21 protein-coding genes and 1 riboswitch are annotated in these 20,857 nt (G+C 69.6%); of the genes, 5 read left to right on the top strand and 16 right to left on the bottom strand.

The features are described 5' to 3' along the window. Window positions 1–7 precede the first annotated feature (7 nt). The 14 genes from ACE3P2_RS18300 to ACE3P2_RS18235 all read right to left on the bottom strand — a co-directional run bounded on the left by ACE3P2_RS18300 (window position 8) and on the right by ACE3P2_RS18235 (window position 14,383). A complete protein-coding gene (locus tag ACE3P2_RS18300; RefSeq protein ID WP_374267124.1) occupies window positions 8–520 on the bottom strand; it encodes a hypothetical protein in 513 nt (170 codons plus the stop codon). Continuing rightward, on the bottom strand, window positions 517–795 hold the full coding sequence (locus ACE3P2_RS18295; RefSeq protein WP_374244630.1) for a DnaJ domain-containing protein: 279 nt from the start codon (window positions 793–795) through the stop codon (window positions 517–519). Before ACE3P2_RS18295 ends, ACE3P2_RS18300 begins: the two co-directional genes overlap by 4 nt. A 209-nt stretch (window positions 796–1,004) precedes the next feature. Beyond that, on the bottom strand, window positions 1,005–1,850 hold the full coding sequence (gene metF, locus ACE3P2_RS18290; protein ID WP_374267122.1) for a methylenetetrahydrofolate reductase [NAD(P)H]: 846 nt from the start codon (window positions 1,848–1,850) through the stop codon (window positions 1,005–1,007). A 105-nt stretch (window positions 1,851–1,955) separates the two neighbouring features. Further along, a complete protein-coding gene (ahcY, locus tag ACE3P2_RS18285) occupies window positions 1,956–3,368 on the bottom strand; it encodes an adenosylhomocysteinase (protein ID WP_374267120.1) in 1,413 nt (470 codons plus the stop codon). Between the two features lie 140 nt (window positions 3,369–3,508). Next, window positions 3,509–3,615: riboswitch (S-adenosyl-L-homocysteine riboswitch) on the bottom strand. A gap of 30 nt (window positions 3,616–3,645) precedes the next feature. Continuing rightward, entirely contained in the window at window positions 3,646–5,655 is a 2,010-nt protein-coding gene (locus tag ACE3P2_RS18280) for a CHAT domain-containing protein (RefSeq protein WP_374267119.1), read from the bottom strand. Window positions 5,656–5,658: 3 nt separating this feature from the next. Further along, window positions 5,659–7,137 carry a metallophosphoesterase gene (locus ACE3P2_RS18275; protein ID WP_374267116.1) on the bottom strand — a complete coding sequence of 493 codons (1,479 nt, stop codon included), beginning with the start codon at window positions 7,135–7,137 and terminating at the stop codon, window positions 5,659–5,661. A 136-nt stretch (window positions 7,138–7,273) separates the two neighbouring features. Next, window positions 7,274–9,082 carry a protein-disulfide reductase DsbD gene (locus tag ACE3P2_RS18270; protein WP_374267115.1) on the bottom strand — a complete coding sequence of 603 codons (1,809 nt, stop codon included), beginning with the start codon at window positions 9,080–9,082 and terminating at the stop codon, window positions 7,274–7,276. Window positions 9,083–9,140: 58 nt separating this feature from the next. After that, window positions 9,141–9,470 carry a divalent-cation tolerance protein CutA gene (gene cutA / locus ACE3P2_RS18265; protein WP_374267224.1) on the bottom strand — a complete coding sequence of 110 codons (330 nt, stop codon included), beginning with the start codon at window positions 9,468–9,470 and terminating at the stop codon, window positions 9,141–9,143. 349 nt (window positions 9,471–9,819) lie between these two features. Continuing rightward, window positions 9,820–10,602 carry an ABC transporter permease gene (locus tag ACE3P2_RS18260; RefSeq protein WP_374267113.1) on the bottom strand — a complete coding sequence of 261 codons (783 nt, stop codon included), beginning with the start codon at window positions 10,600–10,602 and terminating at the stop codon, window positions 9,820–9,822. A 57-nt stretch (window positions 10,603–10,659) separates the two neighbouring features. Next, a complete protein-coding gene (locus ACE3P2_RS18255) occupies window positions 10,660–11,592 on the bottom strand; it encodes an ATP-binding cassette domain-containing protein (protein ID WP_374267111.1) in 933 nt (310 codons plus the stop codon). Then, on the bottom strand, window positions 11,592–12,200 hold the full coding sequence (locus ACE3P2_RS18250; protein ID WP_374267109.1) for a glutathione S-transferase: 609 nt from the start codon (window positions 12,198–12,200) through the stop codon (window positions 11,592–11,594). Before ACE3P2_RS18250 ends, ACE3P2_RS18255 begins: the two co-directional genes overlap by 1 nt. A 58-nt stretch (window positions 12,201–12,258) precedes the next feature. After that, a complete protein-coding gene (locus tag ACE3P2_RS18245) occupies window positions 12,259–12,897 on the bottom strand; it encodes an alpha/beta hydrolase (RefSeq protein ID WP_374267107.1) in 639 nt (212 codons plus the stop codon). Between the two features lie 2 nt (window positions 12,898–12,899). Further along, the gene (locus ACE3P2_RS18240) at window positions 12,900–13,208 is read right to left on the bottom strand and encodes a ferredoxin (protein ID WP_374267105.1); all 309 of its coding nucleotides are present in this window, start codon (window positions 13,206–13,208) and stop codon (window positions 12,900–12,902) included. Between the two features lie 80 nt (window positions 13,209–13,288). Beyond that, window positions 13,289–14,383: a VanZ family protein gene (locus ACE3P2_RS18235; protein WP_374267103.1), complete on the bottom strand. Its 1,095-nt coding sequence runs from the start codon at window positions 14,381–14,383 to the stop codon at window positions 13,289–13,291. A 113-nt stretch (window positions 14,384–14,496) separates the two neighbouring features. Between ACE3P2_RS18235 and ACE3P2_RS18230 the strand changes: the two genes are divergently transcribed. Further along, the gene (locus tag ACE3P2_RS18230; protein WP_374267101.1) at window positions 14,497–15,390 is read left to right on the top strand and encodes a beta-1,6-N-acetylglucosaminyltransferase; all 894 of its coding nucleotides are present in this window, start codon (window positions 14,497–14,499) and stop codon (window positions 15,388–15,390) included. Between the two features lie 8 nt (window positions 15,391–15,398). Here the strand turns inward: ACE3P2_RS18230 and ACE3P2_RS18225 are convergent, their stop codons facing one another. Then, the gene (locus tag ACE3P2_RS18225) at window positions 15,399–16,007 is read right to left on the bottom strand and encodes an LON peptidase substrate-binding domain-containing protein (protein ID WP_374267099.1); all 609 of its coding nucleotides are present in this window, start codon (window positions 16,005–16,007) and stop codon (window positions 15,399–15,401) included. A 25-nt stretch (window positions 16,008–16,032) separates the two neighbouring features. Then, window positions 16,033–17,535, bottom strand: coding sequence for a sodium:solute symporter family protein (locus ACE3P2_RS18220; RefSeq protein WP_374267098.1), 1,503 nt, complete (start codon window positions 17,533–17,535; stop codon window positions 16,033–16,035). Window positions 17,536–17,706: 171 nt separating this feature from the next. Here ACE3P2_RS18220 and ACE3P2_RS18215 point away from each other — a divergent pair, with 171 nt between their 5' ends. The 4 genes from ACE3P2_RS18215 (at window position 17,707) to ACE3P2_RS18200 (ending at window position 20,838) form a co-directional block, all read left to right on the top strand. Beyond that, window positions 17,707–18,285: a YajG family lipoprotein gene (locus ACE3P2_RS18215; protein WP_374267096.1), complete on the top strand. Its 579-nt coding sequence runs from the start codon at window positions 17,707–17,709 to the stop codon at window positions 18,283–18,285. 101 nt (window positions 18,286–18,386) lie between these two features. Then, complete coding sequence (locus ACE3P2_RS18210) at window positions 18,387–19,400, top strand: peptidase U32 family protein (RefSeq protein ID WP_374267093.1); 1,014 nt, start codon at window positions 18,387–18,389, stop codon at window positions 19,398–19,400. A 46-nt stretch (window positions 19,401–19,446) separates the two neighbouring features. Beyond that, a complete protein-coding gene (locus ACE3P2_RS18205) occupies window positions 19,447–20,352 on the top strand; it encodes a U32 family peptidase (protein WP_374267091.1) in 906 nt (301 codons plus the stop codon). A gap of 15 nt (window positions 20,353–20,367) precedes the next feature. Next, on the top strand, window positions 20,368–20,838 hold the full coding sequence (locus ACE3P2_RS18200) for an SCP2 domain-containing protein (protein WP_374267089.1): 471 nt from the start codon (window positions 20,368–20,370) through the stop codon (window positions 20,836–20,838). Window positions 20,839–20,857: the final 19 nt, after the last annotated feature.

Here is a 20,857-nt window from a genome sequence, read left to right as displayed (position 1 = left end):
TGCGTGCTTATCGTTCGACGGCGTCGAAGCCTTGTTCGGACATCCACTCGTCGCCGGCTTCGGAGAGATCCTCGGCGTCGTCGTCCTCGTCATGGTCGCGGCTGGATTCGGGCGCGGCGCGCACGGCAAGGCCGCTGCCGAGCATGTGCTCCAGCACGGCGGTGGTGACGAGGAAGCTGTCGCCGCCATCCTGCTTGAGGCATTGGTCGATGAGCGGCCTTGCCCAGTCGGCGATCTCCAGGGTGCGGGCGAGTTCGCTCCAGCTCGGGAAGTCGTCTTCGCCGGGCTCGCTGTGGGCGGCGCCATAGACGAGGGATTGGCTGCGGAACTTGAAGGCGCCGTGGAAGGCCGGGGCGACCATCTCGGGGGCGGTGTCGATCATCGACAGCAGGAAGGGGAATTCCTTGTGCTTGTCGCGCAGGCGGCGCTTGAGGACGTCGCGCCCTTCCGAGTCGGAGCGCAGGTCGTCGATTTCGCTGGCGTAGCGCTCGAAAATGTCTTCGAAGTAAAACGAGGTCAAGCAATCACCTTTTCAATGTAGGCGTTCCAGAGGAAGGTGGCTTCCTGCTGGGGGTCGTCGATGAGGTTGCGCTGGCGCAGCAGATCGTAGTCGCGCCGCTTTGCCGGATCGGCGAGGAGTTCGTAGGCGGACTGGATGTCGCGGAAGCGGGCCGCGGCGTTGGGATCAGGGTTGCGGTCCGGGTGGTACAGGCGCGCCGCCTTGCGGTAGGCCGTCTTGATGGCCTCGTCGGGGGCGGTGGGTGCAACGCCGAGGACTTCGTAGGGGTCGCGCATGTCAGTTCTCCGTTCCGCAGGACTGTGATACTTGAAAGGCGAGGCACGGCCCAGGGGCCGGCCGCGCACGGCCGCTCCGAAGCTGCCGGCCCGCCCCCCAGTGGGGGGGTGAGGCAGGGATTTCATGGCGCACTGCGCCATGCCTGCCGAACGGGTCGGCTGTACTAAGCCGGCCCTCCACGCCGAAGGCGCATCGGGGGGCGTTCATCTCAGGCAATGCCCAGGCGCTGGCAGATGGCCAGCGTGGCGGCGGACTGGTTCATGCTGTAGAAGTGCAGCCCCGGCGCGCCGGCGGCGAGGAGCTTCTCGCACAGCTCGCTCACCACATCCAGCCCGAAGGCCTTGATGCTGTCGCTGTCGTCGCCGAAGGCTTCGAACTTGCGGCGCATCCAGCGGGGGATCTCGGCGCCGCAGGCATCCGAGAAGCGGGCCAGCTTGGAGAAGGACACGATGGGCATGATGCCCGGCACGATGGGCACATTGACGCCCAGCGCGGCACATTCGTCGCGGAAGTGCAGGTAGGCATCCACGTTGTAGAAGTACTGGGTGATCGCCGAATCGGCACCGGCCTCGACCTTGCGCTTGAAGGCGAGGATGTCGTCCTGGGGCGTGCGGGCCTGGGGGTGGTACTCGGGGTAGGCGGCGACTTCGATGTGGAAGTGGTCGCCGGTTTCGGCACGGATGAATTCCACCAGCTCGTTGGCGTAGCGGAGTTCGCCGGCAAAGCCCACGCCCGAGGGCAGGTCGCCGCGCAGGGCCACGATGCGGCGGATGCCGGCGGCCTGGTAGCGCTGCAGGATCTCGCGGATGTGCTCGCGGGTCGAGCCGATGCACGACAGGTGCGGCGCGGCCTGGTGGCCTTCCTGCTGGATCTCGAAGACGGCCTCGAAGGTGCGATCCTGCGTGGTGCCGCCCGCACCGAAGGTGACCGAGAAGAACTCGGGCTTGAGCACCGCAAGCTTCTGGCGCACGGTGCGCAGCTTGTCGGCGCCTTCGGCCGTTTGCGGGGGGAAAAATTCGATGGAGAGGTGCTGGGAGGAGTGAGGCGTGGTCATGACTGCTCCGTACGTGCGGCGCCCGGGGCGCCGCGGGTTCCGTGATGTGCGGGGGGAGGAGCGGAGCGCGCTCCTTGCTCCTCCCTCCTGACTCATCCCGGCTTCTTAGTAGCGATAGTGCTCGGCCTTGTACGGGCCTTCCTTCGACACGCCGATGTAGGCGGCCTGCTCGTCGGTGAGCACGGTGAGCTGGGCGTTGAGCTTCTTGAGCTGCAGGCGCGCGACCTTCTCGTCCAGGTGCTTGGGCAGGGTGTAGACGCCCACCGGGTAGTCGGCGGTGCGGGTGTAGAGCTCGATCTGGGCGATGGTCTGGTTGGCGAAGGAGCTGGACATCACGTAGGACGGATGGCCGGTGCCGCAGCCGAGGTTAACCAGGCGGCCCTTGGCGAGCAGGATGATGCGCTTGCCGTCCGGGAAGATCACGTGATCGACCTGGGGCTTGATCTCTTCCCACTGGTACTTCTCGATGGAGGCGACGTCGATCTCGTTGTCGAAGTGGCCGATGTTGCAGACGATGGCCTGGTCCTTCATGGCGGCCATGTGGTCGTGGGTGATGACGTGGAAGTTGCCGGTGGTGGTGACGAAGATGTCGGCCTTGTCGGCGGCGTATTCCATGGTGACCACGCGGTAGCCTTCCATCGCGGCCTGCAGGGCGCAGATCGGGTCGATCTCGGTGATCCACACCTGGGCGGAGAGCGCGCGCAGGGCCTGGGCCGAGCCCTTGCCCACGTCGCCGTAGCCGCACACCACGGCAACCTTGCCGGCGACCATCACGTCGGTGGCGCGCTTGATGCCGTCCACCAGCGATTCGCGGCAGCCGTAGAGGTTGTCGAACTTGGACTTGGTGACCGAGTCATTGACGTTGATCGCCGGGAACTTGAGGTCGCCGCGCTGGTGCATCTGGTAGAGGCGATGCACGCCGGTGGTGGTCTCCTCGGTCACGCCCTTGATCTGGGCGAGGCGGGTGGAATACCAGGTCGGGTCGGTGGCCAGCTTGGCCTTGATGGCGGCGAAGAGGATGGTCTCTTCTTCGGACGAGGGCTTGGCGATGACCGAGAGATCCTTCTCGGCCTTGGCGCCCAGGTGCAGCAGCAGGGTCGCGTCGCCGCCGTCGTCGAGGATCATGTTGGAGTAGCCACCGTCGGCCCAATCGAAGATGCGGTGGGTGTAGTCCCAGTAATCCACCAGCGTCTCGCCCTTGACGGCGAACACCGGGATGCCCTGGGCGGCGATGGCGGCGGCAGCGTGATCCTGGGTGCTGAAGATGTTGCACGACGCCCAGCGCACTTCAGCGCCGAGGGCGGTGAGCGTCTCGATCAGCACGGCGGTCTGGATGGTCATGTGCAGCGAGCCGGTGATGCGCGCGCCCTTGAGGGGCTGGGCGGCGGCGAACTCGTCGCGGATCGCCATCAGACCCGGCATCTCGGTTTCGGCGATCTTGATCTCCTTGCGGCCCCAGTCGGCCAGGGAGAGATCGGCGATGACGTAATCGGTGAACTTTTCAGCCACAGTGTTCATGAGTTTTCCTCGAACGTGTGGCCGGGAAGGGAGAGCGCGCCGAGCAGGACGGCATCCTGCGGCGGCGGTACTGCGGGTGGCTGTGGACAACGGCTCACCGCGTCTCCCCGTGCCCGGCACGGGTTTGCAAACAGAGCATGGACGGGTGAGCGCGGTTGCAGGTGGTGCGGACGGGCCGCCGCCACTGACATCGAGCCTGGGATGGCCCGGCCTTGCGCCGGGCGATCTTGCAGCGCTCCTCGAAGCGAGTCGCGATTATATCGGTTTTTGCGCCGGGTTATTGAGCGGCCTGTGCGGGGGCGGGCGGCTGGCCGAGGGCTTCGAGGATCGCCTCGATCAGGTCGTCCCAGACGGCGTTGCGCCAGAAGCGCCGGTAGCGGCCGAACTGGCGGACCGTCGAGTCGAGGGGGAAGCTGTCGGTGCCGGCGCTCACCAGGCGCACCAGTTCGGCGGCGAGGCCGCGGGCCTGTTCGACCACGCCGGCCGCGCAGTCGGGCGCGGGCGGCGCGAACAGCCGGCCGAGGGCGAGCAGTTCGAGCTGGGTGCCGATCGCCCAGATGCGATCCTGCGGATGGCCGTCGCCGGTGGCGTCGTACTGCCAGCCGGCGATCTGCATGGCGGCGGTCCACCACGGGGCGAGCGCGGCGAGACGGCGCGTCCGGGCCTCGCCGGCGTCGTCGTCGCGGATGGCCTCGAGGCTGAGGTACTGGGTGAGCGCCCAGTGGCTGTTGGGATTGCGGCGTACGGCGGTGCGATAGGCGTCGCGGGAGCGGGCGAAGGCTTCGCGCACCACGACGAGGTCGTCGCCGGAGCGGTTGGCGCCGGAGAGGATCAGCCGGTTGAGGGCGATGCGTTTTTCCAGCGCGCCGCCCATGCCCAGCAGTTCGCTGGCGGTGGCGGCGCAGTCGGAGGTCAGGGCTTCCTTCTGCCAGCCGGCGATGATCTGGCGGATGTTGGCTTCGCGCAGGCGGATCTCGGCGGCGACGTCGGCGCTGAGGCCGGCGACGCTGCGTTCGTCGAGGCGCTTGACGAAGCTGTCGATGCGGGCGAACTGGACCTCGGCGCGGCGCTTGGTCTGCTGGTAGCGGAAGCGCTGCACGTCGTCCTGGAAACCCCAGGGCACGCTGGCGTAGGCGACGATGCTCGCCCAGTCGTGGGTGCTGGGCGCGTTGGCGCGCAGGCGCTGGCGCAGGTCGAAGAGCACGCGGCGCGGATCGTTGCCGGTGAGGATGCCGCCGTAGAGGATTTCGGTGGCCATCGTGGAGGCGCGCATCCACAGCGGGAACTGCGATGCGACGACCCACGGGATGCCGGCCATGTGCAGGGCGTGCGCGATGCTGCCGCCGGGGGTGAGCACCGACTCGATGTTGCCGGAGTCGCAGGTGGCCAGCGACACGAAGGTGGGCACCGCCGGGGTGGCGCCGTTGCTGCGGGCGGCGGTGAGGGCGATGGCGAGGCGGGTGCCGTCCACGATGTCGGCCCGGGTGGGGTCGAGGGTGCCGGCGAGGGCGACGCCGAAGCGGTTGTCGCCGGCGTCCTGGTAGGCGTCGCCGTGGGCGAGGATGTGGACGTGGGTGTAGTCGGTCTCGGCGCAGGCCTGGCGGATGGCCTCGAGGGTGGCGTCGGGGAGCACGGTGAGGTGGGCCCGCACCTTGTCGAGGCGCTGCTCGGGCTGATCGGGGTCGACGATGTCCACCCAGGGCTCGATGGCCCGGCGCAGGGCGTTGAGGTGATCCTGCGCCGGTACCGGGGCATAGCCCGGCGGCGAGGCGAAGGCGAACAGGATGCGCGGCCGGCGGTTCCACTCGACCTTGAGCGGGGTGCTGCGGCGCACCTCGCGGGTGACGGTGATTGGCGCGCAGGGCTGCAGGAACAGGGCGGTGCCGGAGCCGGGAAAGGCGTTGGGCGAGATCGCCATCTCGAAGGGCACCATGCCCAGCTCGGAGGGCGACAGCACCAGGCGCAGGTGCACCAGCTCGTTGCCGGCGCCGCAAAGGGCCGACAGCAGCGAGGGCACCTGGCCGATGATCTTGCCGATCTCCTCGCCCATGCTGCGCACCTCGGCCTGGCGCTGGATGTCCTGGGCCGGGTCGACGCCGTTCTCGTAGCGCAGGCGGCGCAGGCGGACGAGCAGTTCGCGGTGCTCGAAGGGCATGTTGACCGTCACCGAGCCGTCGTCGCCGCACACCGCGACGTAGGGGGTGAGCGGCGACAGGAGCTGGTTGTGGGCCGGCCCGGGGCGCAGGAACTCGAGCTTGACGTTGCGGATGTCGTGGGTGGTGCGCATGGTTCAGGCCTCCGGCTGGAATTCGAGGTCGGGGCCGCTGCCGTTCCCCTTCACGTCGATGAGCGTGCCGCGGGTGGTGCCGTCTTCGCTGGCGATGCGCACGGCGGTGGTGCGGTCGAGGACCAGTTTCTTGCCGCCGATCTCGGCGGCGTCGAGGGCGCTCATCCGGCCATTCTCGAACACCGCGTAGACCTGCTTGAACGCGGCCGGGTCGCCGAGCAGCGCCGGGGTGAGCCGGATCAGGCGGATCCAGGTGCCGGCGTTGAGGTAGCGGCGGCCACCGCCCAGGTCGATGTTGCGGGCGAGGTGGGTGTGGCCGGTGACGACGAAGCGGAAGTCGGCGCCGACCGACTTGAGGATGTCGCGGCTGGTGTCGTCGTGTACGGCGGTGTCGAAGGTCTTGTCGTCGTGCAGCCAGTCGAGCAGCGCCCGGCGCAGGGCTTCTTCCTTGGGCACGCCGGTGATCCAGCCGGTCAGGCGATCCCAGGCGTACTGCCAGCCGCCCAGGGTGGCTTCGTCGGCGCTGCCGGCCCCGAGGCCGTCGCCGAGCGCGTATTCGGCGGCCAGCAGCATGTCGTCGGCCCGCGGCGAGCGGCGGGCGGCGGCGTTACGGCTGCAGATCTCGCGCAGGTTGGGGCCGAGCAGCTGGTCGAGGGGCGTCCCGCCGGCGCTGGCCGCGGGGCCGGCGCCGAGCCGGTTGTCGCGGGCGGCGGTGTCGAGGGGCGTGGGCACCACCGAGACCAGCTGGGTGAGCTTGCGGGCCTGGCCGGGGTCGAGGGTGAGCAGGATGCCGCCCAGCGCCGCGGGCTTTTCGGGCTTGAGCAGGTCGATCCAGGCGTAGCGGCGTTTCACCGCGTTCATCACGTCCTTGACCATCCGCGTGCCCGGGTTGGGGTGCCATTCGTTGAGCTGCTGGCCGACGTTGAGCCGTCGTCCGAGGCGGGCCAGATCCTCGTAGAGGTTGTAGTTCCAGACGTCGACCTCGTTGCCGTGGGTGCAGAACACCCGCTCGTTGCCGACGGTGCACGGATAGCCGGCGCCGGTGGTCGAAAACTCGATGCGGGCGCGGGCCTCGGCCTTGCCGCCGGTGAGGCGCTCGACGAGCATCCGCTGAACGGCGGGCAGCGAGAGTTCCACGTCGTGGTTGCCGATGACGATCACGAGGGTGCGTTTTTTGCCCTTCACGAACTCGGTGAGGGCGTCCCACACCGGCGCGAAGGCCGGGCGCCTGATGATACCGGCGACGACTTCCGGCGCGTCGAGCATCGCCACGTAGCCTTTCACCGTGTCGTCCTCGGCCAGGGTGTCGATCACGTCGCCATTGAGGACCAGGGCCAGGCGGCGCTCCGGCGTCTGGGTGGCGAGGCGGCGGATGAAGCCGGCCAGCCGGGCGGTTTCGCGGAGGATCTGGAAATCCGGCTCGCCGCCCATGTGCAGGTCGGAAATGACGTACAGGTCGTCGAAATCGGGCAGGTTCGGCATGGTTTGGCGTGTCCCCTCGGTGACCGGCGCGCCGCTCGGGGGCGATGTGCCCCGCGGCGCGGCGAATCGGTGTTCATCGCTCAAGCATAGGCCCGCTATCGCGGGAAGGCCAGCGGGGACACGCCGCCGCGGGGGCTCAGGGGGTGAGCGCGGCGTCGAGGGCCTTGGCGAAGATCTCGGCTTCCTGGAAGCCGACCACGCGAAGCTGGGGGCGTTCGTTGCCCGTGGCGTCGAAGAAGATGATGCCCGGCGGGCCGAACAGCTTGAAGCGCTTGAGCAGCGCCTTGTCGTCGTCGTCGTTGGCGGTGACGTCGGCCTGGATCAGCTGGAAGCCGGCCAGGCGACGGGCCACCGCCGGGTCGGCGAAGGTGAAGCGCTCCATCTCCTTGCAGGAGATGCACCAGTCGGCATAAAAATCGAGCATCACCGGGCGGCTGGCGGTCTTCAGCACCTGGTCGAGTTCGGCCACCGAGCGCACGCGCTGGAATTTCGTCTCGGCCAGTGGGGCGCCGGCGGCCTGGGCGCGCAGGATCGCGAGGGGCTGCAGCGGATCGCGGGAGCCGGCGAGGGCGCCGACGAACAGTGCCGCGCCGGCCAGCAGGGCGAGCACGCCCCAGCCTTTCCAGAAGCGCTGCCAGCCGCTGGCGTGGGCGGGCAGTGGATCGAGGGCGTGGAGGTAGATCGCCGACACGACGAGGATCGCCGCCCACGCGAACATCGTCGCGACGCCGGGCAGCACCGGCGACACCAGCCACACGGCCACCGCCAGCAGCACCACGCCGAAGGCGCGCTTGACGTTTTCCATCCACGGGCCGGCCTTGGGCAGGGCGCTGCGCGCCAGCACGCCGACGACGATCAGCGGCGCGCCCATCCCGAGCGCCATGAAGAACAGCGCGAGGCCGCCGAGCGCGGCGTCGCCGGTCCTGGCGATGTAGAGCAGCGCGCCGGCCAGCGGCGCGGCGACGCACGGGCCGACGATCAGCGCCGACAGGGCGCCCATGGCGATCACGCCGCCGGGCGAGCCGCCCTTCTGGTGGTTGGCGGTGTCGGAGAGGCGGCTCTGCAGCGCGGTGGGGAGCTGGAACTCGTAGAAGCCGAACATCGACAGGGCGAGGGCGACGAACACCAGCGCGAAGCTGCCGAGCACCCAGGGGTTCTGCAGCGCGGCCGACAGCAGCGTGCCCGACAGCCCCGCGGCGACGCCGGCGGCGGCGTAGGTGACCGCCATCCCCAGCACGTAGAGCAGCGACAGGCTGAAGGCGCGGCCCTTGGTGATGCCGTGGCCGTGGCCGACGATGATGCCGGAGAGGATCGGGATCATCGGGAACACGCAGGGGGTGAAGGCCAGCAGCAGGCCGAAACCGAAGAAGCTGGCGAGGGTTGCCAGCAGGCCGCCGCCGGCCAGCAGGCCGGCGATGCGGCCGGACTCGTCCTGCGCGTCGGCGCTGCTGGCGGGAGCGGGCGTGGCCGCCGGCGCGTCGCCCTTGCCGAGGGCGCGGGCGAGCAGGCTTTCGCCACCCGTGCCGCTGGTCAGGGCGATGGGCAGGGTGTGGGTCTGGGGCGGGTAGCAGATGCCGATGTCGGCGCAGCCCTGGCTCACCAAGTTGAGCGTGAAGGGCGGCTTGCCGGCCGTGACGGGCAGCGCGAAGACCAGCGCCTTGCGGTAGATCTCGACCTCGCCGAAGGCGTCGTCCTTCTTGGGCTTGCCGGCGGGCAGCGACGGCTCGCCAAAGGCGATGCCGTCGGCCTCGAACTTGAAGCGGTGGCGATAGAGGTAGTAGCCGTCGGCGATCTCGAAGCGGACTTCGACGGTGTGATCGTCCACCGCGCGGGCGCTGGCGCGGAAGGCTTGTTCGACGGGCAGCGGCTCGTCGCCGGCGAGGGCGCCGAGGCTGACGAGCAGGCTGGCGAGAAAGAAGAGCAGGGTGCGGAAGATGCGGTTCATGGCCGGGAGCTTGGCGGGCGGGCGCGGGATGCGCCAGCGCCTGGATCAAGAAGAGGGGTCAGGGCTGAGCCTCGCGGGTTTCGGCGGCGACCCACGCCCGATACGCGGGCAGGCCGTCGTGCAGAGGGACCGCGACGATCTCGGGAAGTTCGTAGGGGTGGGCTTCGGCCAGCGCGGCCTGTAGCGCCGGGTAGCGGTCGGCGCAGGTCTTGATGAGCAGCGGCACCTCGGCGGCGGTCTCGACGGCGCCGTTCCAGCGGTACACCGAGGTGCAGGGGGCGAGGATGTTCACGCAGGCGGCGAGGCGGCGTTCGATCAGGAGCCGCGCGATGCGCCCGGCGGCCTCGGCGTCGGGCAGGTTGGTGAGGACGAGCAAGGTGTCGGGCATGGCGATGGGGGCGGCGACGGTGTGCGTGGGCGAGAGGGTACAACCGAACCGGAACTTGGACGGTCGCAAGTTTTATCTGGACGTTTTCAAGGGGGATTTGCGTGCGTCCAAGTCTGACTTGCGCGCTTCGAGCTCCGATTTGCGGCCTTGCAAGTTTGGGTTGGTTTTTTTCCATGTCGGACCTGGAACATCGCAAGTCCGGGCTGGATTCATGCATCTTTAAGGTGCAGGGGCGCAAGTTTGACTTGAAAAATCGCAAGTCGGATTTGAACACGTCCAAGTTTTCGCTGGGCGATCTGCGCCCACGCTTTGACGGGCGCCGCGCGGGCGGCGGCTGGCGCGAATCGGCTTACTTCAGCAGGCGTCGGCGGGTCAGGGCAAGGGCGAGCCAGAAGGCCGCAAGGGTGACGAGCGCCAGCACCGCCAGGTGCAGGCCGGGCTGGGCCGGCATCTGGCCGAGCAGCAGCGGCCGCACCACCGCCACGGCGTGGGCGAGGGGTAACTGGTCGGCCACGCCGCGCACCGCGTCGGGGAGCTGGCTCTGGGGGAAGAACACGCCGGAGAGCATCGTCATGGGGGTGACGAACAGGGTGAAGTAATACATGAAGAAGTCGTAGCTGGGCGCCAGCGCGGTCATGATGAGGCCGAGGGCGGCGAAGCACAGCCCGGTGAGGAACACCACCGGGATCGCCGCCAGCGCCAGCGGCGAGGCGGTGAAGCCGAACAGGGCGATCACCGCGAGGATCGCGGTGCCGGCCAGGGTGGCCTTGCTGGCGGCCCACACCAGCTCGGCGGCGACGATGTCGTCCAGCGCCACCGGGGCGTTCATGATGGCTTCCCAGGTTTTCTGCACGTGCATCCGCGAGAAGCCGGAGTACAGCGCTTCGAAGGTGGCGGCGTTCATCGTGGAGTAGCACAGGGTGCCGCCGGCCAGGAAGGCGATGTAGGAGACGCCCTCGACCTCGGGCACCAGCATGCCGAGGCCGTAACCGAGGCCGAGCATGTAGATCACCGGATCGGCCAGGTTGCCGACGATGGAGGGCAGGGCGAGCTTCTTCCAGACCAGGAAGTTGCGCCGCCACACGGCAAACAGGCGTGGCGACAGGCGGGGCGGGGCGAACAGTGCGGCCATCGGGTCAGGCCTCCGGGGGCAGCGGCGGGATGGACGGGGTCATGGGAATCAGGGGGATCAGTCGCGCAGTTCGCGCCCGGTGAGCTTGAGGAACACGTCCTCGAGGTTGGCGGGGCGGTGCAGGGTGCGCAGGCCCGGCTGCTGGGCCAGATGGGCGAGCAGCGGGCCGGCGTCGTCGGTGTAGCAGAAGGCGGTCTCGCCGCTGATCTCGCAGCGTCTGCTCAGGGGGCCGGCATGGGCGGTGGCCCAGGCGGCGGCGCCGCGCCCGTCCCAGTCGCCGAACACTTCGACGACCTGGGGCTCGATGTGGCCGGCGATGACCTCGCGCGGGCTGCCCTCGGTGAGGATGCGCCCGGCGTCGAGGATCGCCAGCCGGTGGGCGAGGCGTTCGGCCTCGTCCATGAAGTGGGTGGTGAGGAGGATCGTCGTGCCCTCGGCGGTGAGCCGGCGCAGGCGCTCCCAGATGAGGTGGCGGGCTTGCGGGTCGAGGCCGGTGGTGGGCTCGTCGAGGATCAGCAGTTCGGGCTTGTTCACCAGCGCCCGGGCCAGGGTGAGGCGCCGCTTCATGCCGCCGGAGAGCGACTGGATGCGCGCGTTGTCCTTGCCCTCGAGGCCGGCGAAGGCGAGCAGCTCGGGGATGCGCGGGCGGATCTCGCGCTCCGGGATGCCGAAGTAGCCGGCGAAGATGAGCAGGTTCTCGGCGCAGGTGAAGTCGGGGTCGAGGCTGTCGAGCTGCGGCACCACGCCGACCCGCGCGCGGGCCTCGCGGGCGCGCTCGGGCACCGGCTCGCCGCATAGGGTGATGCGCCCGCCGCTGGCTCCGGTGAGGCCCAGCGCGCAGCGCAGGGTGGTGGTCTTGCCGGCGCCGTTGGGGCCGAGCAGGGCGAAGCATTCGCCCGGCCGCAGGCGCAGGTCGATGCCGCGCACCACTTCGCGGGCGTCGGCGCCGCTGCCGAAGCGCTTGACGAGGCCGGCGATCTCGAGGGGCATCAGGCGGGCGGCGGGGTGGTGTCGACGAAGGACGGCCGGGCCATCAGCTCGGCGGCCCAGGCGGCGAGCTTGGGGTGGGTGCTGCGCCAGTGGAGGTGTCCGAAGCGGAAGTCCAGGTAGCCGAGGGTGCAGCCGACGGCGATGTCGGCGATGTTGAGGGCGGCGTTGCCGAAGCCCTTGCGCTGCACCAGGCGTTCTTCCAGCGCGGCGAGGCCGCGGTGGATCTTGGCGAGCTGGCGTTCGATGCCGGCGGCGTCCTGCTGCTCGGGGGGGCGCCGGCTTTCGAGGAAGGCGGCGATGGCGGCGTCGGAAATGCCGTCGGCGAGCGCTTCGGTCTGGCGCACCGGCAGGCTGGCGACGCGCTCGGCCGGCAGCAACGGGGTGCCGCCGAGGGTTTCGAGATACAGCGCGATCACCGGCGAGTCGTACCACACCTCACCGTCGTCGCCGACCAGCGCGGGCACCTTGCCCAGCGGGTTGTAGGCCGGCACCTGGGTTTCGGGCAGCCACGGGATGTCCACCTCGAGGGTGAAGGGCAGGCCCTTCTCGGCGAGGGCGACGCGGATCTTGCGGGCGTAGGGGCTGGTGAGTGAGGCGACGAGCTTCATCGGTGGGACCTCGGCGTGGCGGCCTGGCGGGCAGGCCGGGGTTGGGGAGCGGGGTGGTTCAGAGCGGCTTCCAGGCGCGTTCGATGATCCGGCGGATCACGTGCAGCTTGCCGTGGAAGAAGTGGTCGGCGCCGGGCACGACGACGACCGGGAGTTCCTGCGGCGCGGCCCATGCCATCACGTTGGCCAGCGCGACGGTCTCGTCCACCTCGCCGTGGATGACGAGGGTGTCGTCGGGCACCGGCTCGGTGGTGTAGCTGCGTGCGCCGGTGACGGTGCCGGCGGCGGTACCGACCAGCACGATGCGTCCGGCGGGCGTGACGCTGTCGGCCAGCCGCGCGGCGACGCGGGTCTGCACGAAGGCGCCGAAGGAGAAACCGCCCAGGGCCAGCGGCAGGCCGCCCCAGCGGCTCTGCGCCCAGCTGATGACGGCGAGCATGTCCTCGGTCTCGGCGTCGCCGTTGTCGTGGCTGCCGACGCTCTTGCCGACGCCGCGGAAGTTGGGGCGCAAGGCCGCGTAGCCCAGGTCGCGGAAGACCCGCGCCAGGGTATGGGCGACCTTGTTGGTGTTGGTGCCGTGGAACAGCGGGTGCGGGTGGCACACCAGGGCGATGCCGCGCACCGTGTCGGGCGTGTCGATGATGAGCTCGATGGCACCGTCGGGGCCGTTGATGAGGGCGGTTTCGGTGGCGGGCATGGTCAGACCTTCAGGCGCTCGACGACGCGGCCGTGCTGCAGGTGCTCGCTGATGATCTCGTCGATGTCGGCCTTGTCGACGAAGGTGTACCAGGTTTCCTCGGGGTAGACGACCAGCACCGGGCCGTCGTCGCAGCGGCCCAGGCAGCCGGCCTTGTTCACGCGGATCTGGCCCTTGCCGTTGAGCCCGAGGGCGGCGATGCGTTCCTTGGCATAGGTCTGGAGGGCGACGCTGTCGTGGTTGGCGCAGCAGGTTTCGCCCTCGGCGCGCTGGTTGCAGCAGAAGAATACGTGGTGCTGGAAGTAACTCATCGGGGGCGCTTCTCCGGGATCGGTTCGGGAAATGACCACGATTATCGGTCAATCGTTCCGCCGCGTGGGCGGGTGATGCGTCATCGGCCACGTAGCGGCGGGTGGGGCTCGCGGGCGCTGCTGGCGCCGAGCAGGCCCAGGTAGGCGAAGGCGATGAATGGCCACAGGCTGGCGGTGAGCTGGGTGAGTCCGTGGAAGTTGAGGAAGTTGCCCTGCCGGATCAAGGCCGCGTCGCTGGGCAGGAAGGGGTTCTCGGGGGCGAGATTGACCAGCGCGGTGCCCACCAGCAGCGCCATGCCGGCCAGCATGGCGTGGCTGCGCGCGGGCAGCAGCAGGCACAGGCCGAGCAGCGCGGCACCGGCGCCGAGCCCGATCTGGCCGCCCGGGGTGGCCCAGTGGAGCGGGTCGCCGGGGGCGAAGAAGGTGGCCGAGGCGAGCGTCTTGGCGCCCAGCCCGAGGAGCACCAGCAGCACGATCGGCCAGGGCGTGAAGTCGCGCATGATGCAGCGCGCGGTGAGCCCCACCGCCACCAGCTGGCTGGCGGCGATGGCGGCTTCGACCTTGACGAAGCGGGTCGGGTTGAATTGCAGCGGCGTCGGCAGATCGAACAGGCGGCGCAGGTCGCCGGTGGCGAACAGCAGGCTTTCGGGCGTGAGCAGGGTGAGCAGCCACAGGCCCAGCACCACCAGCCCGATCTCGCCGACGTGGCCCGGCACGATGCGCCGCTTGCGCCAGCGGGTGAGGCCGCTGCGGGGGTCGAACAGGCGGCCGCTCCAGCGTCCGCCGGCCAGCGCGCCGAGGATGCCGCCCAGGGTGTTGCAGCCCACGTCGAGGTTGGACGGCACGCGGCTGGGCAGGAAGTTCTGCAGCGTCTCGACGCTGAGGCTGAGCATCAGGGTGGTGAGGATCGCCGCCAGCACCGCGCCGCCGCGCGACAGCCGCGACGGCATCGCCGCCACCAGGGCGAAGCTGAACGGCACGATGCCGAGCACGTTCACGGTGAGGTCGGTGAGGGTGTAGTAGCGCGGCCAGGGCTGGCGCAGGTAGTCGAAGACGGGCAGGCCGGTGTCGCGCCAGCCGGTGAAGGGGTGCAGGCAGGCGTAGACGATCAGCACGCCGATGGCGGCGGCGAACCAGGCGGCGAGAGGGGAGCTGCGGCGTTGGAAGTCAGGCATGGGGCCGTCGGGCGGGCGCAATGGGCATCGATTCTAGCGGGTCGGCGGGGGTCTGGCGGAGGGTCGGGGTGTATCCTAACGGGGCCTTTCGCCCACCGTGCCTTGCTTCGTCCATGTCCGCCCCCATTGGTTTCGTCCTGCTGACCCACGCCAACGTTCCGCAGATCCGTCGCCTGGTCGGCACCCTCGACCGCATGTTCGACGCGCCGCCCATCGTCTGTCACCACGATTTTTCGAAATGTGACCTGCCGGGCGAGGGCTTCGGCACAAATTTTACGGTCGTGCGCCCCCACGAGACGACCGGCTGGGGGCGCTTTTCGATCGTCGATGCCACCCTGCGCGGCATCGAGGCGCTCTACGCGCGGCCCGACGCGCCCGACTGGTTCGTGCTGCTGAGCGGCGCCGACTACCCGGTCAAGCCCGCCGCGGCGATCCTCGCCGAGCTGGCGGCGAGCCCTTTCGACGCCTACATCGAGCGTCGCGAGGTGAGCTACGCGGCGCGCAAGCTGGCCTCCGGGCGGCTCAATTTCCGGCGCTACCGCACCTTCCGCTTCCACCTGCCGGGCATGGCGCGAAACGGCGCGCCCGGGCGCTTTTTCACGCTCTCGCATCCGCTCCTGACGCAACTCCTGACGCCGTTCTCGGCGCGTTTCCGGTGTTATTTCGGCAGCCAGTGGTTCACCGCCAACCGGCGGGCGGCGGCCCATCTGCTGTGTTTCCACCGCGACAACCCGGCGCTGGCGGCCCATTACCGGCGCCAGGAGCGCTACCGCCTGATCTGCCCCGACGAGTCGTACATCCAGACCATCCTCGGCAACGCGCCGGACCTGCGTCTGGCCGACGATCCGCTGCGTTACATCGACTGGCCCGAGCAGACGCCCCATCCGCGCACCCTCGGCGAGGCGGATTTCGATGCGATGACCCGCTCGGGCGCCCACTTCGCGCGCAAGTTCGATCCCGACGACCCGGTGCTCGATCGGCTCGACGCCTTCGTTGGCGCGATTTGAACGATCGTTCAATCCAGCAGCTTGTGCTGGCGCAGGTAGGTGTGGAGGATTTCGAGCCGCGACACGGTGTCGTCGAGGGCCAGCAGGCGCAGGCGGGCCTCGGGCGGGATCGGCAGCACTTCGGCGAGGCGGTAGCCGACCCAGGTGGCGTCGTCGAAGCGGTGCGGTAGCGGAAAGACCGCTTCGCCGGCGTCGGCGACGATCGCCCGCAGCAGCGGCAGCAGCCCGGCGAGCGCCGGCGGCACCGGCTGCGGCGCCGGTTCGGCGAGCCATTCGACGCGGGCGGTCTGCAGCCCGTCGGACTGGACGGTGCGGGTGGCGATGCGAAAGCGTGCGCCGCCGCGGGCGGTGATGAAGAGCAGCCCGGGCTGCGTCATGTCCCAGTCGACGATCCGCGCCAGGGTGCCGGTTTCGTGGGGTACGGCGGGCGCGCCGACCTCGCCGCCGTCGCGGATCAGGCAGACCCCGAAAGGCGTGTCGCCGCGCAGGCAGCGCGCCGCCATGTCGAGGTAGCGCGCCTCGAACAGCTTGAGCTGCAGGGCGCTGTCGGGAAACAGCACGGTGCCCAGCGGGAACAGCGGAATCTCGTCCGGCTGGCGGGGGGCGGCGTCGGTCATGGCGTGTCCTCGGTGGGCGGCGGGGTCAGTGGTGGTGGATCGCGCCGATGCCCTCGTGGGCCACGCCGTGGGCGTCGGCGGCGTGGTGGCCGCGGCGCAGGCGGTCGTGGACGTGGATGTCGTGGGGCAGCAGCTGGCGGGCGAGGGAGCCGACGATCATGCCCGCGGCGCTGGCGATCAGCCCGGCGAGCTGGGCCGGTACGAAGGGATCGTCGCCGCCCGCCAGGTGCACGCCCAGCCACACCGCGATGCCGCAGAAGATCGCCGCCAGCGCGCCCTGATTGGTGGCGCGCCGCCAGTACAGCCCGCACAGCAGCGGGATGAAGGCGGCGACGAGGGTGATCTGATAGGCGTTCTCGACCATCTTGAAGATCGTCGCCTTGGAGAACATCGCGTACAGCGTGACCAGCACGGTGAAGATCAGTGTGACGACGCGCATCCAGAACAGCAGCTTCTTGTCGGTGAGGTGCGGCAGGGCGGGCTTGAGGATGTTCTCGGTGAAGGTGACCGACGGCGCCAGCAGGGTGGCCGAGGCGCAGCTCTTGATCGCCGACAGCAGCGCGCCGAAGAACATCACCTGGGCGAACAGCGGCGCGCGGGTGAGCACCAGCTCCGGCAGGATCATCTGCGAGTCGCTGCTGATGAGGCGGGCGACCATCGCCGGGTCGATCAGCGTCGCCGAGTAGGCCAGGAACATCGGCACGAAGGCGAACAGGAAATACAGGCTGCCGCCCAGCACCGAACCCCACACCGCGATCTTCTCGGACTTGGCCGACTGCACCCGCTGGAAGACGTCCTGCTGCGGGATGGAGCCGAGCATCATGGTGATCGCCGCGGCGATGAAGGCGATCACCTCCTTCGCATCCGGCGGCGGCAGCATGTTGAACTTGCCGGACTCCATCGCGTGGCCCACCACCGCGCCCACGCCGCCGGCCATGCCGCTCACCTCGCCGCCGATCCACAGCATGCCGATCACGATGATGATCATCTGCAGGAAGTCGGTGACCGCCACCGCCCACATGCCGCCGAACAGGGTGTAGATGAGGATGGTGCCGGAGCCGATCCACATGCCCATCGTCTTGCTGATCTCGCCGCCCGACACCACGTTGAACACCAGTCCCAGCGCCGAGATCTGCGCCCCCACCCAGCCCAGGTAGGAGATCACGATGGCGATCGTGGTGAGCACCTCGACGCCGCGCCCGTAGCGCTTCTTGTAGAAATCGCCGATGGTCAGCAGGTTCATGCGGTACAGCGGTGCGGCGAAGAAGAGGCCGACCAGGATCAGGCACATCGACGAACCGAAGGGGTCGGCCACCACGCCGTGCAGGCCTTCGTTGAGGAAGGTGGCCGGCACACCGAGCACGGTCTCGGAGCCGAACCAGGTGGCGAACACGGTGGCCGTGACCATGTAGAACGGCAGGTGCCGTCCGGCCACCGCAAAGTCCTTGGTGTTGTGGACCCGCGTGGCGGCGACGAGGCCGATGGCCACCGAGATCAGCCAGTAGGCGATGACGAACCAGAAAAGCATGGGCTAAAGCGGAAAAAGCGTTGGCGAATCCGCGGATTATAGGGTGCGGCACCGCCCCTGCGGAGGTCGCGGGCGCCCGTCCGGGGAGCGCGCCCGGCGCGAAACGGGAGGACAATTACATGTGCATCCGCGGCGCCCTCCGGCGCGGCGGGTCTCAAAGGGAGAACCAAGATGAAACGCATCCTGATCGCGCTCATGCTGGCAGGTGCCTTGTCGGCCTGCGGCACCACCACCGGCGGACTCGGCTACGCGCCGCCGGCCCAGCTCAGCCGCGCCGCCGCCACCGCCCAACCGGTCGCCGTGGCGACCTTCGTCGATGCCCGCGACGAGAAACCAAACTGGCTCGGCGTGATCCGTGGCGGTTTCGGCAACCACCTGAAGACCCTCGAATCCACGCGGCCGGCCGTCGAGCTGGTGCAGGCCGCCTTCGCCGACGGACTGCGCGCCCGCGGCGTGCGGACGGAGGGGGGCGGCGCGCAGCTCGGCGGCGTCGTGCGCAAGTTGTATTGCGACCAGGTTGTGCGCCGCGAGGCCAACGTGGTCGTCGACCTGGCCGTGAGCGGACCCGACGGCCGGCAGGTCTTCGCCCGCGCCTATGCCGTCGATCGCGTCGAAGGGTCGGCGCTGGCCCTGGATACGGGGGTCTTCGCTTCCACCGAGGATCTGCGCCTGCTCCTCGAGCGGGTGCTGCGCGAGGTGGTCGACAAGGCCCTCGACGACCCGGAGCTGCGCGCCGCCCTGCGCATCTGAGCGGCGTGACGGCCCACCCGAAACCCCGTTGACCGCGGTCAAGGTGGCAGGGCTGCCGCGCGCCTATAGTCCGGCCGCGTCATTCCTGCCCCCGACCGCCCATGACCTCCGCGCGCCAAATCGAACTGGTCTGCCCCGCCGGCAGCCTGCCCGCCCTCAAGACCGCCGTCGATCACGGCGCCGACTGCGTCTACCTCGGCTTCAAGGACGCCACCAACGCCCGCAACTTCACCGGGCTCAACTTCGACGACAAGGCCCTCGGCGAAGGCGTGCGCTATGCCCACGACCGCGGCCGCAAGGTGCTGCTGGCCCTGAACACCTACCCGCAGACCGACAACTGGCAGCGTTGGACCACCGCGGTGGATCGCGCCGCCGCCTTCGGCATCGACGCGGTGATCCTCGCCGACCCCGGCCTGATGGACTACGCCCGTCGCGTGCATCCCGAGCTGCGCCTGCACCTGTCGGTCCAGGGCTCGGCCACCAGCTACGATGCCATCAACTTCTATCACCGCCATTTCGGCATCGCCCGCGCGGTGCTGCCGCGGGTGCTGTCGCTGGCGCAGGTGGAGCAGGTCATCGCGAACACGCCGGTGGAGATCGAAGTGTTCGGTTTCGGCGGCCTGTGCGTGATGGTCGAGGGGCGCTGCGCCCTGTCGGCTTACGCCACCGGCGAATCCCCCAACTGCAACGGCGCCTGCTCGCCGGGCGCCCACGTGCGCTGGGCGCAGACCCCGAAGGGCATGGAGACGCGCCTGGGCGGCATCCTGATCGACCGCTTCGCCGACGGCGAGCGCGCCGGCTACCCGACGCTGTGCAAGGGGCGTTTCGACGTCAACGGCGAAACCTATTACGCCATCGAGGAGCCCACCAGCCTCAACACCCTCGAGCTGCTGCCCGAGCTCGCCCGCGTCGGGGTGCGCGCCATCAAGATCGAAGGCCGTCAACGCAGTCCCGCCTACGTGGCGCAAGTCACCCAGGTGTGGCGCGCCGCCATCGACCGCCTGCTCGCTCAGACGCCGGATTTTCGCGTCGATCCCGGCTGGATGAATGCTCTCAACAAGGTGTCCGAAGGTCAGAGCCACACCCTCGGCGCCTACTACCGCCCCTGGAAGTGACCGTCCGGCCCGCCCCCGACGGCCTCCGCCCTCTCGAGACCCGCCCATGAAACTCGCCCTCGGCCCGCTGCTCTACTACTGGCCCCGCCAGTCCACCCTGGCGTTTTACGCCGACATGGCCGACGCGCCGGTGGACATCGTCTACCTCGGCGAGACGGTCTGCTCTCGCCGCCACGAACTGCGCCTGTCCGACTGGCTGGAGATCGCCGAGACGCTGGCCGGCGCCGGCAAGGAAGTCGTGCTGTCGAGCCAGGTGCTGGTCGAATCCGAATCCGACCTGAAGACCCTGCGTCGCATCGTCGCCAACGGGCGCTTCCGCGTCGAGGCCAACGACATGGGCGCGGTGCACCTGCTCACCGGCGGCGACGCTCCGGTGGCCGACTGGATCGCCGGGCCGACGCTCAACATCTTCAATCCCGTCACCCTCGGCATGTTCGCCGACCTGGGCGCCACCCGCTGGGTCGCCCCGCCCGAGATCGGCCGCCAGCAGATCGCCGACCTGCGCCGCGGCCTCGGCCGTGCCATGGAGACCGAGATCTTCGCCCACGGCCGCCTGCCGCTGGCCTACTCGGCGCGCTGCTTCACCGCCCGCCACTTCAACCTGCAGAAGGACACCTGCGAGTTCCGCTGCCTGCAGTTCGCCGACGGCATCCCGCTGAAAACCCGCGAAGGCGCGCCTTTCCTCACCCTCAACGGCATCCAGACCCAGTCGGCCCAGGTCCACACCCTGCTCGGCGACCTGCCGGCGGTGGTCGCCGACGGCATTCACATCCTGCGCATCAGCCCCCAGGGCGAGCACACCGGCGATGTCCTGCGCCTTTTCCGCCATGCCCTCGATGGCCGCGTACCGGCCCTCGATGCCCTGCGCGAAGCGCTCCCGCTGCTACCCGAGGCGCCGTGCAACGGCTTCTGGCACGGCCGTCCGGGCGTCGAGCAATTCGTCTCCGCCTGAACCCCGAGGCTCACCATGAAAATCCCCGCCTTCACCCTGCCTGGGCCCTTCGCCCGCGTCGGCGCCCGGCTGCCGCAGCTGCCGCCGACGCTCGCCCTCGTCACCGGCCTCAACCTGACCCTCGACCGCCTGCTGCCCCGCGACGCCCTCGAGCCGCTCACCGGCAAGCGCCTGCTGCTCAAGGTCACCGATGCGGGGCTGGCGCTGCGCTTCACCTTCGGCCCGCGGGGCTTCCGGCCGCTGTTCGACGGTCAGGCGCCAGACCTGACGATCTCCGCCACCACCCGCGACTACCTGGCGCTGGCGCTGCGCGAGGCGGATCCGGACACCCTGTTCTTCAGCCGGCGCCTGCTGATGGAAGGCGAGACCGACCTGGGCCTGCTGGTCAAGAACACCCTCGACGCGGTGGATTGGGACGCGCTGCTGGCGCGTCTGGCGGCCCTGCGGCTGCCAGGCGCGTCGGCGCTGTTCGCCCGCGGGCTCTGAGTCGCACGCCGCCGCCCCG

The sequence above is a fragment of the Zoogloea sp. genome (genome assembly GCF_041911615.1).
In the GTDB taxonomy this organism is placed as follows: Bacteria; Pseudomonadota; Gammaproteobacteria; order Burkholderiales; family Rhodocyclaceae; genus Zoogloea.
Note: the sequence above shows the minus strand (reverse complement) of the source record. Positions and strands in the feature narration are given on the sequence as shown.

Bases quoted from the DNA above. Each gene is read 5' to 3' on its own strand.
- ACE3P2_RS18200 (WP_374267089.1), top strand. From the start codon at position 20,368: ATGAAAATCCCCGCCTTCACCCTGCCTGGGCCCTTCGCCCGCGTCGGC.
- ACE3P2_RS18240 (WP_374267105.1), bottom strand. From the start codon at position 13,208: ATGAGTTACTTCCAGCACCACGTATTCTTCTGCTGCAACCAGCGCGCC.
- ACE3P2_RS18270 (WP_374267115.1), bottom strand. From the start codon at position 9,082: ATGAACCGCATCTTCCGCACCCTGCTCTTCTTTCTCGCCAGCCTGCTC.
- ACE3P2_RS18235 (WP_374267103.1), bottom strand. From the start codon at position 14,383: ATGCCTGACTTCCAACGCCGCAGCTCCCCTCTCGCCGCCTGGTTCGCC.
- ACE3P2_RS18295 (WP_374244630.1), bottom strand. From the start codon at position 795: ATGCGCGACCCCTACGAAGTCCTCGGCGTTGCACCCACCGCCCCCGAC.
- ACE3P2_RS18250 (WP_374267109.1), bottom strand. From the start codon at position 12,200: ATGAAGCTCGTCGCCTCACTCACCAGCCCCTACGCCCGCAAGATCCGC.
- ahcY (WP_374267120.1), bottom strand. From the start codon at position 3,368: ATGAACACTGTGGCTGAAAAGTTCACCGATTACGTCATCGCCGATCTC.
- ACE3P2_RS18205 (WP_374267091.1), top strand. From the start codon at position 19,447: ATGAAACTCGCCCTCGGCCCGCTGCTCTACTACTGGCCCCGCCAGTCC.
- ACE3P2_RS18225 (WP_374267099.1), bottom strand. From the start codon at position 16,007: ATGACCGACGCCGCCCCCCGCCAGCCGGACGAGATTCCGCTGTTCCCG.
- cutA (WP_374267224.1), bottom strand. From the start codon at position 9,470: ATGCCCGACACCTTGCTCGTCCTCACCAACCTGCCCGACGCCGAGGCC.
- ACE3P2_RS18210 (WP_374267093.1), top strand. From the start codon at position 18,387: ATGACCTCCGCGCGCCAAATCGAACTGGTCTGCCCCGCCGGCAGCCTG.
- ACE3P2_RS18230 (WP_374267101.1), top strand. From the start codon at position 14,497: ATGTCCGCCCCCATTGGTTTCGTCCTGCTGACCCACGCCAACGTTCCG.
- ACE3P2_RS18245 (WP_374267107.1), bottom strand. From the start codon at position 12,897: ATGCCCGCCACCGAAACCGCCCTCATCAACGGCCCCGACGGTGCCATC.
- ACE3P2_RS18260 (WP_374267113.1), bottom strand. From the start codon at position 10,602: ATGGCCGCACTGTTCGCCCCGCCCCGCCTGTCGCCACGCCTGTTTGCC.
- ACE3P2_RS18215 (WP_374267096.1), top strand. From the start codon at position 17,707: ATGAAACGCATCCTGATCGCGCTCATGCTGGCAGGTGCCTTGTCGGCC.
- ACE3P2_RS18220 (WP_374267098.1), bottom strand. From the start codon at position 17,535: ATGCTTTTCTGGTTCGTCATCGCCTACTGGCTGATCTCGGTGGCCATC.
- ACE3P2_RS18275 (WP_374267116.1), bottom strand. From the start codon at position 7,137: ATGCCGAACCTGCCCGATTTCGACGACCTGTACGTCATTTCCGACCTG.
- ACE3P2_RS18255 (WP_374267111.1), bottom strand. From the start codon at position 11,592: ATGCCCCTCGAGATCGCCGGCCTCGTCAAGCGCTTCGGCAGCGGCGCC.
- ACE3P2_RS18280 (WP_374267119.1), bottom strand. From the start codon at position 5,655: ATGCGCACCACCCACGACATCCGCAACGTCAAGCTCGAGTTCCTGCGC.
- metF (WP_374267122.1), bottom strand. From the start codon at position 1,850: ATGACCACGCCTCACTCCTCCCAGCACCTCTCCATCGAATTTTTCCCC.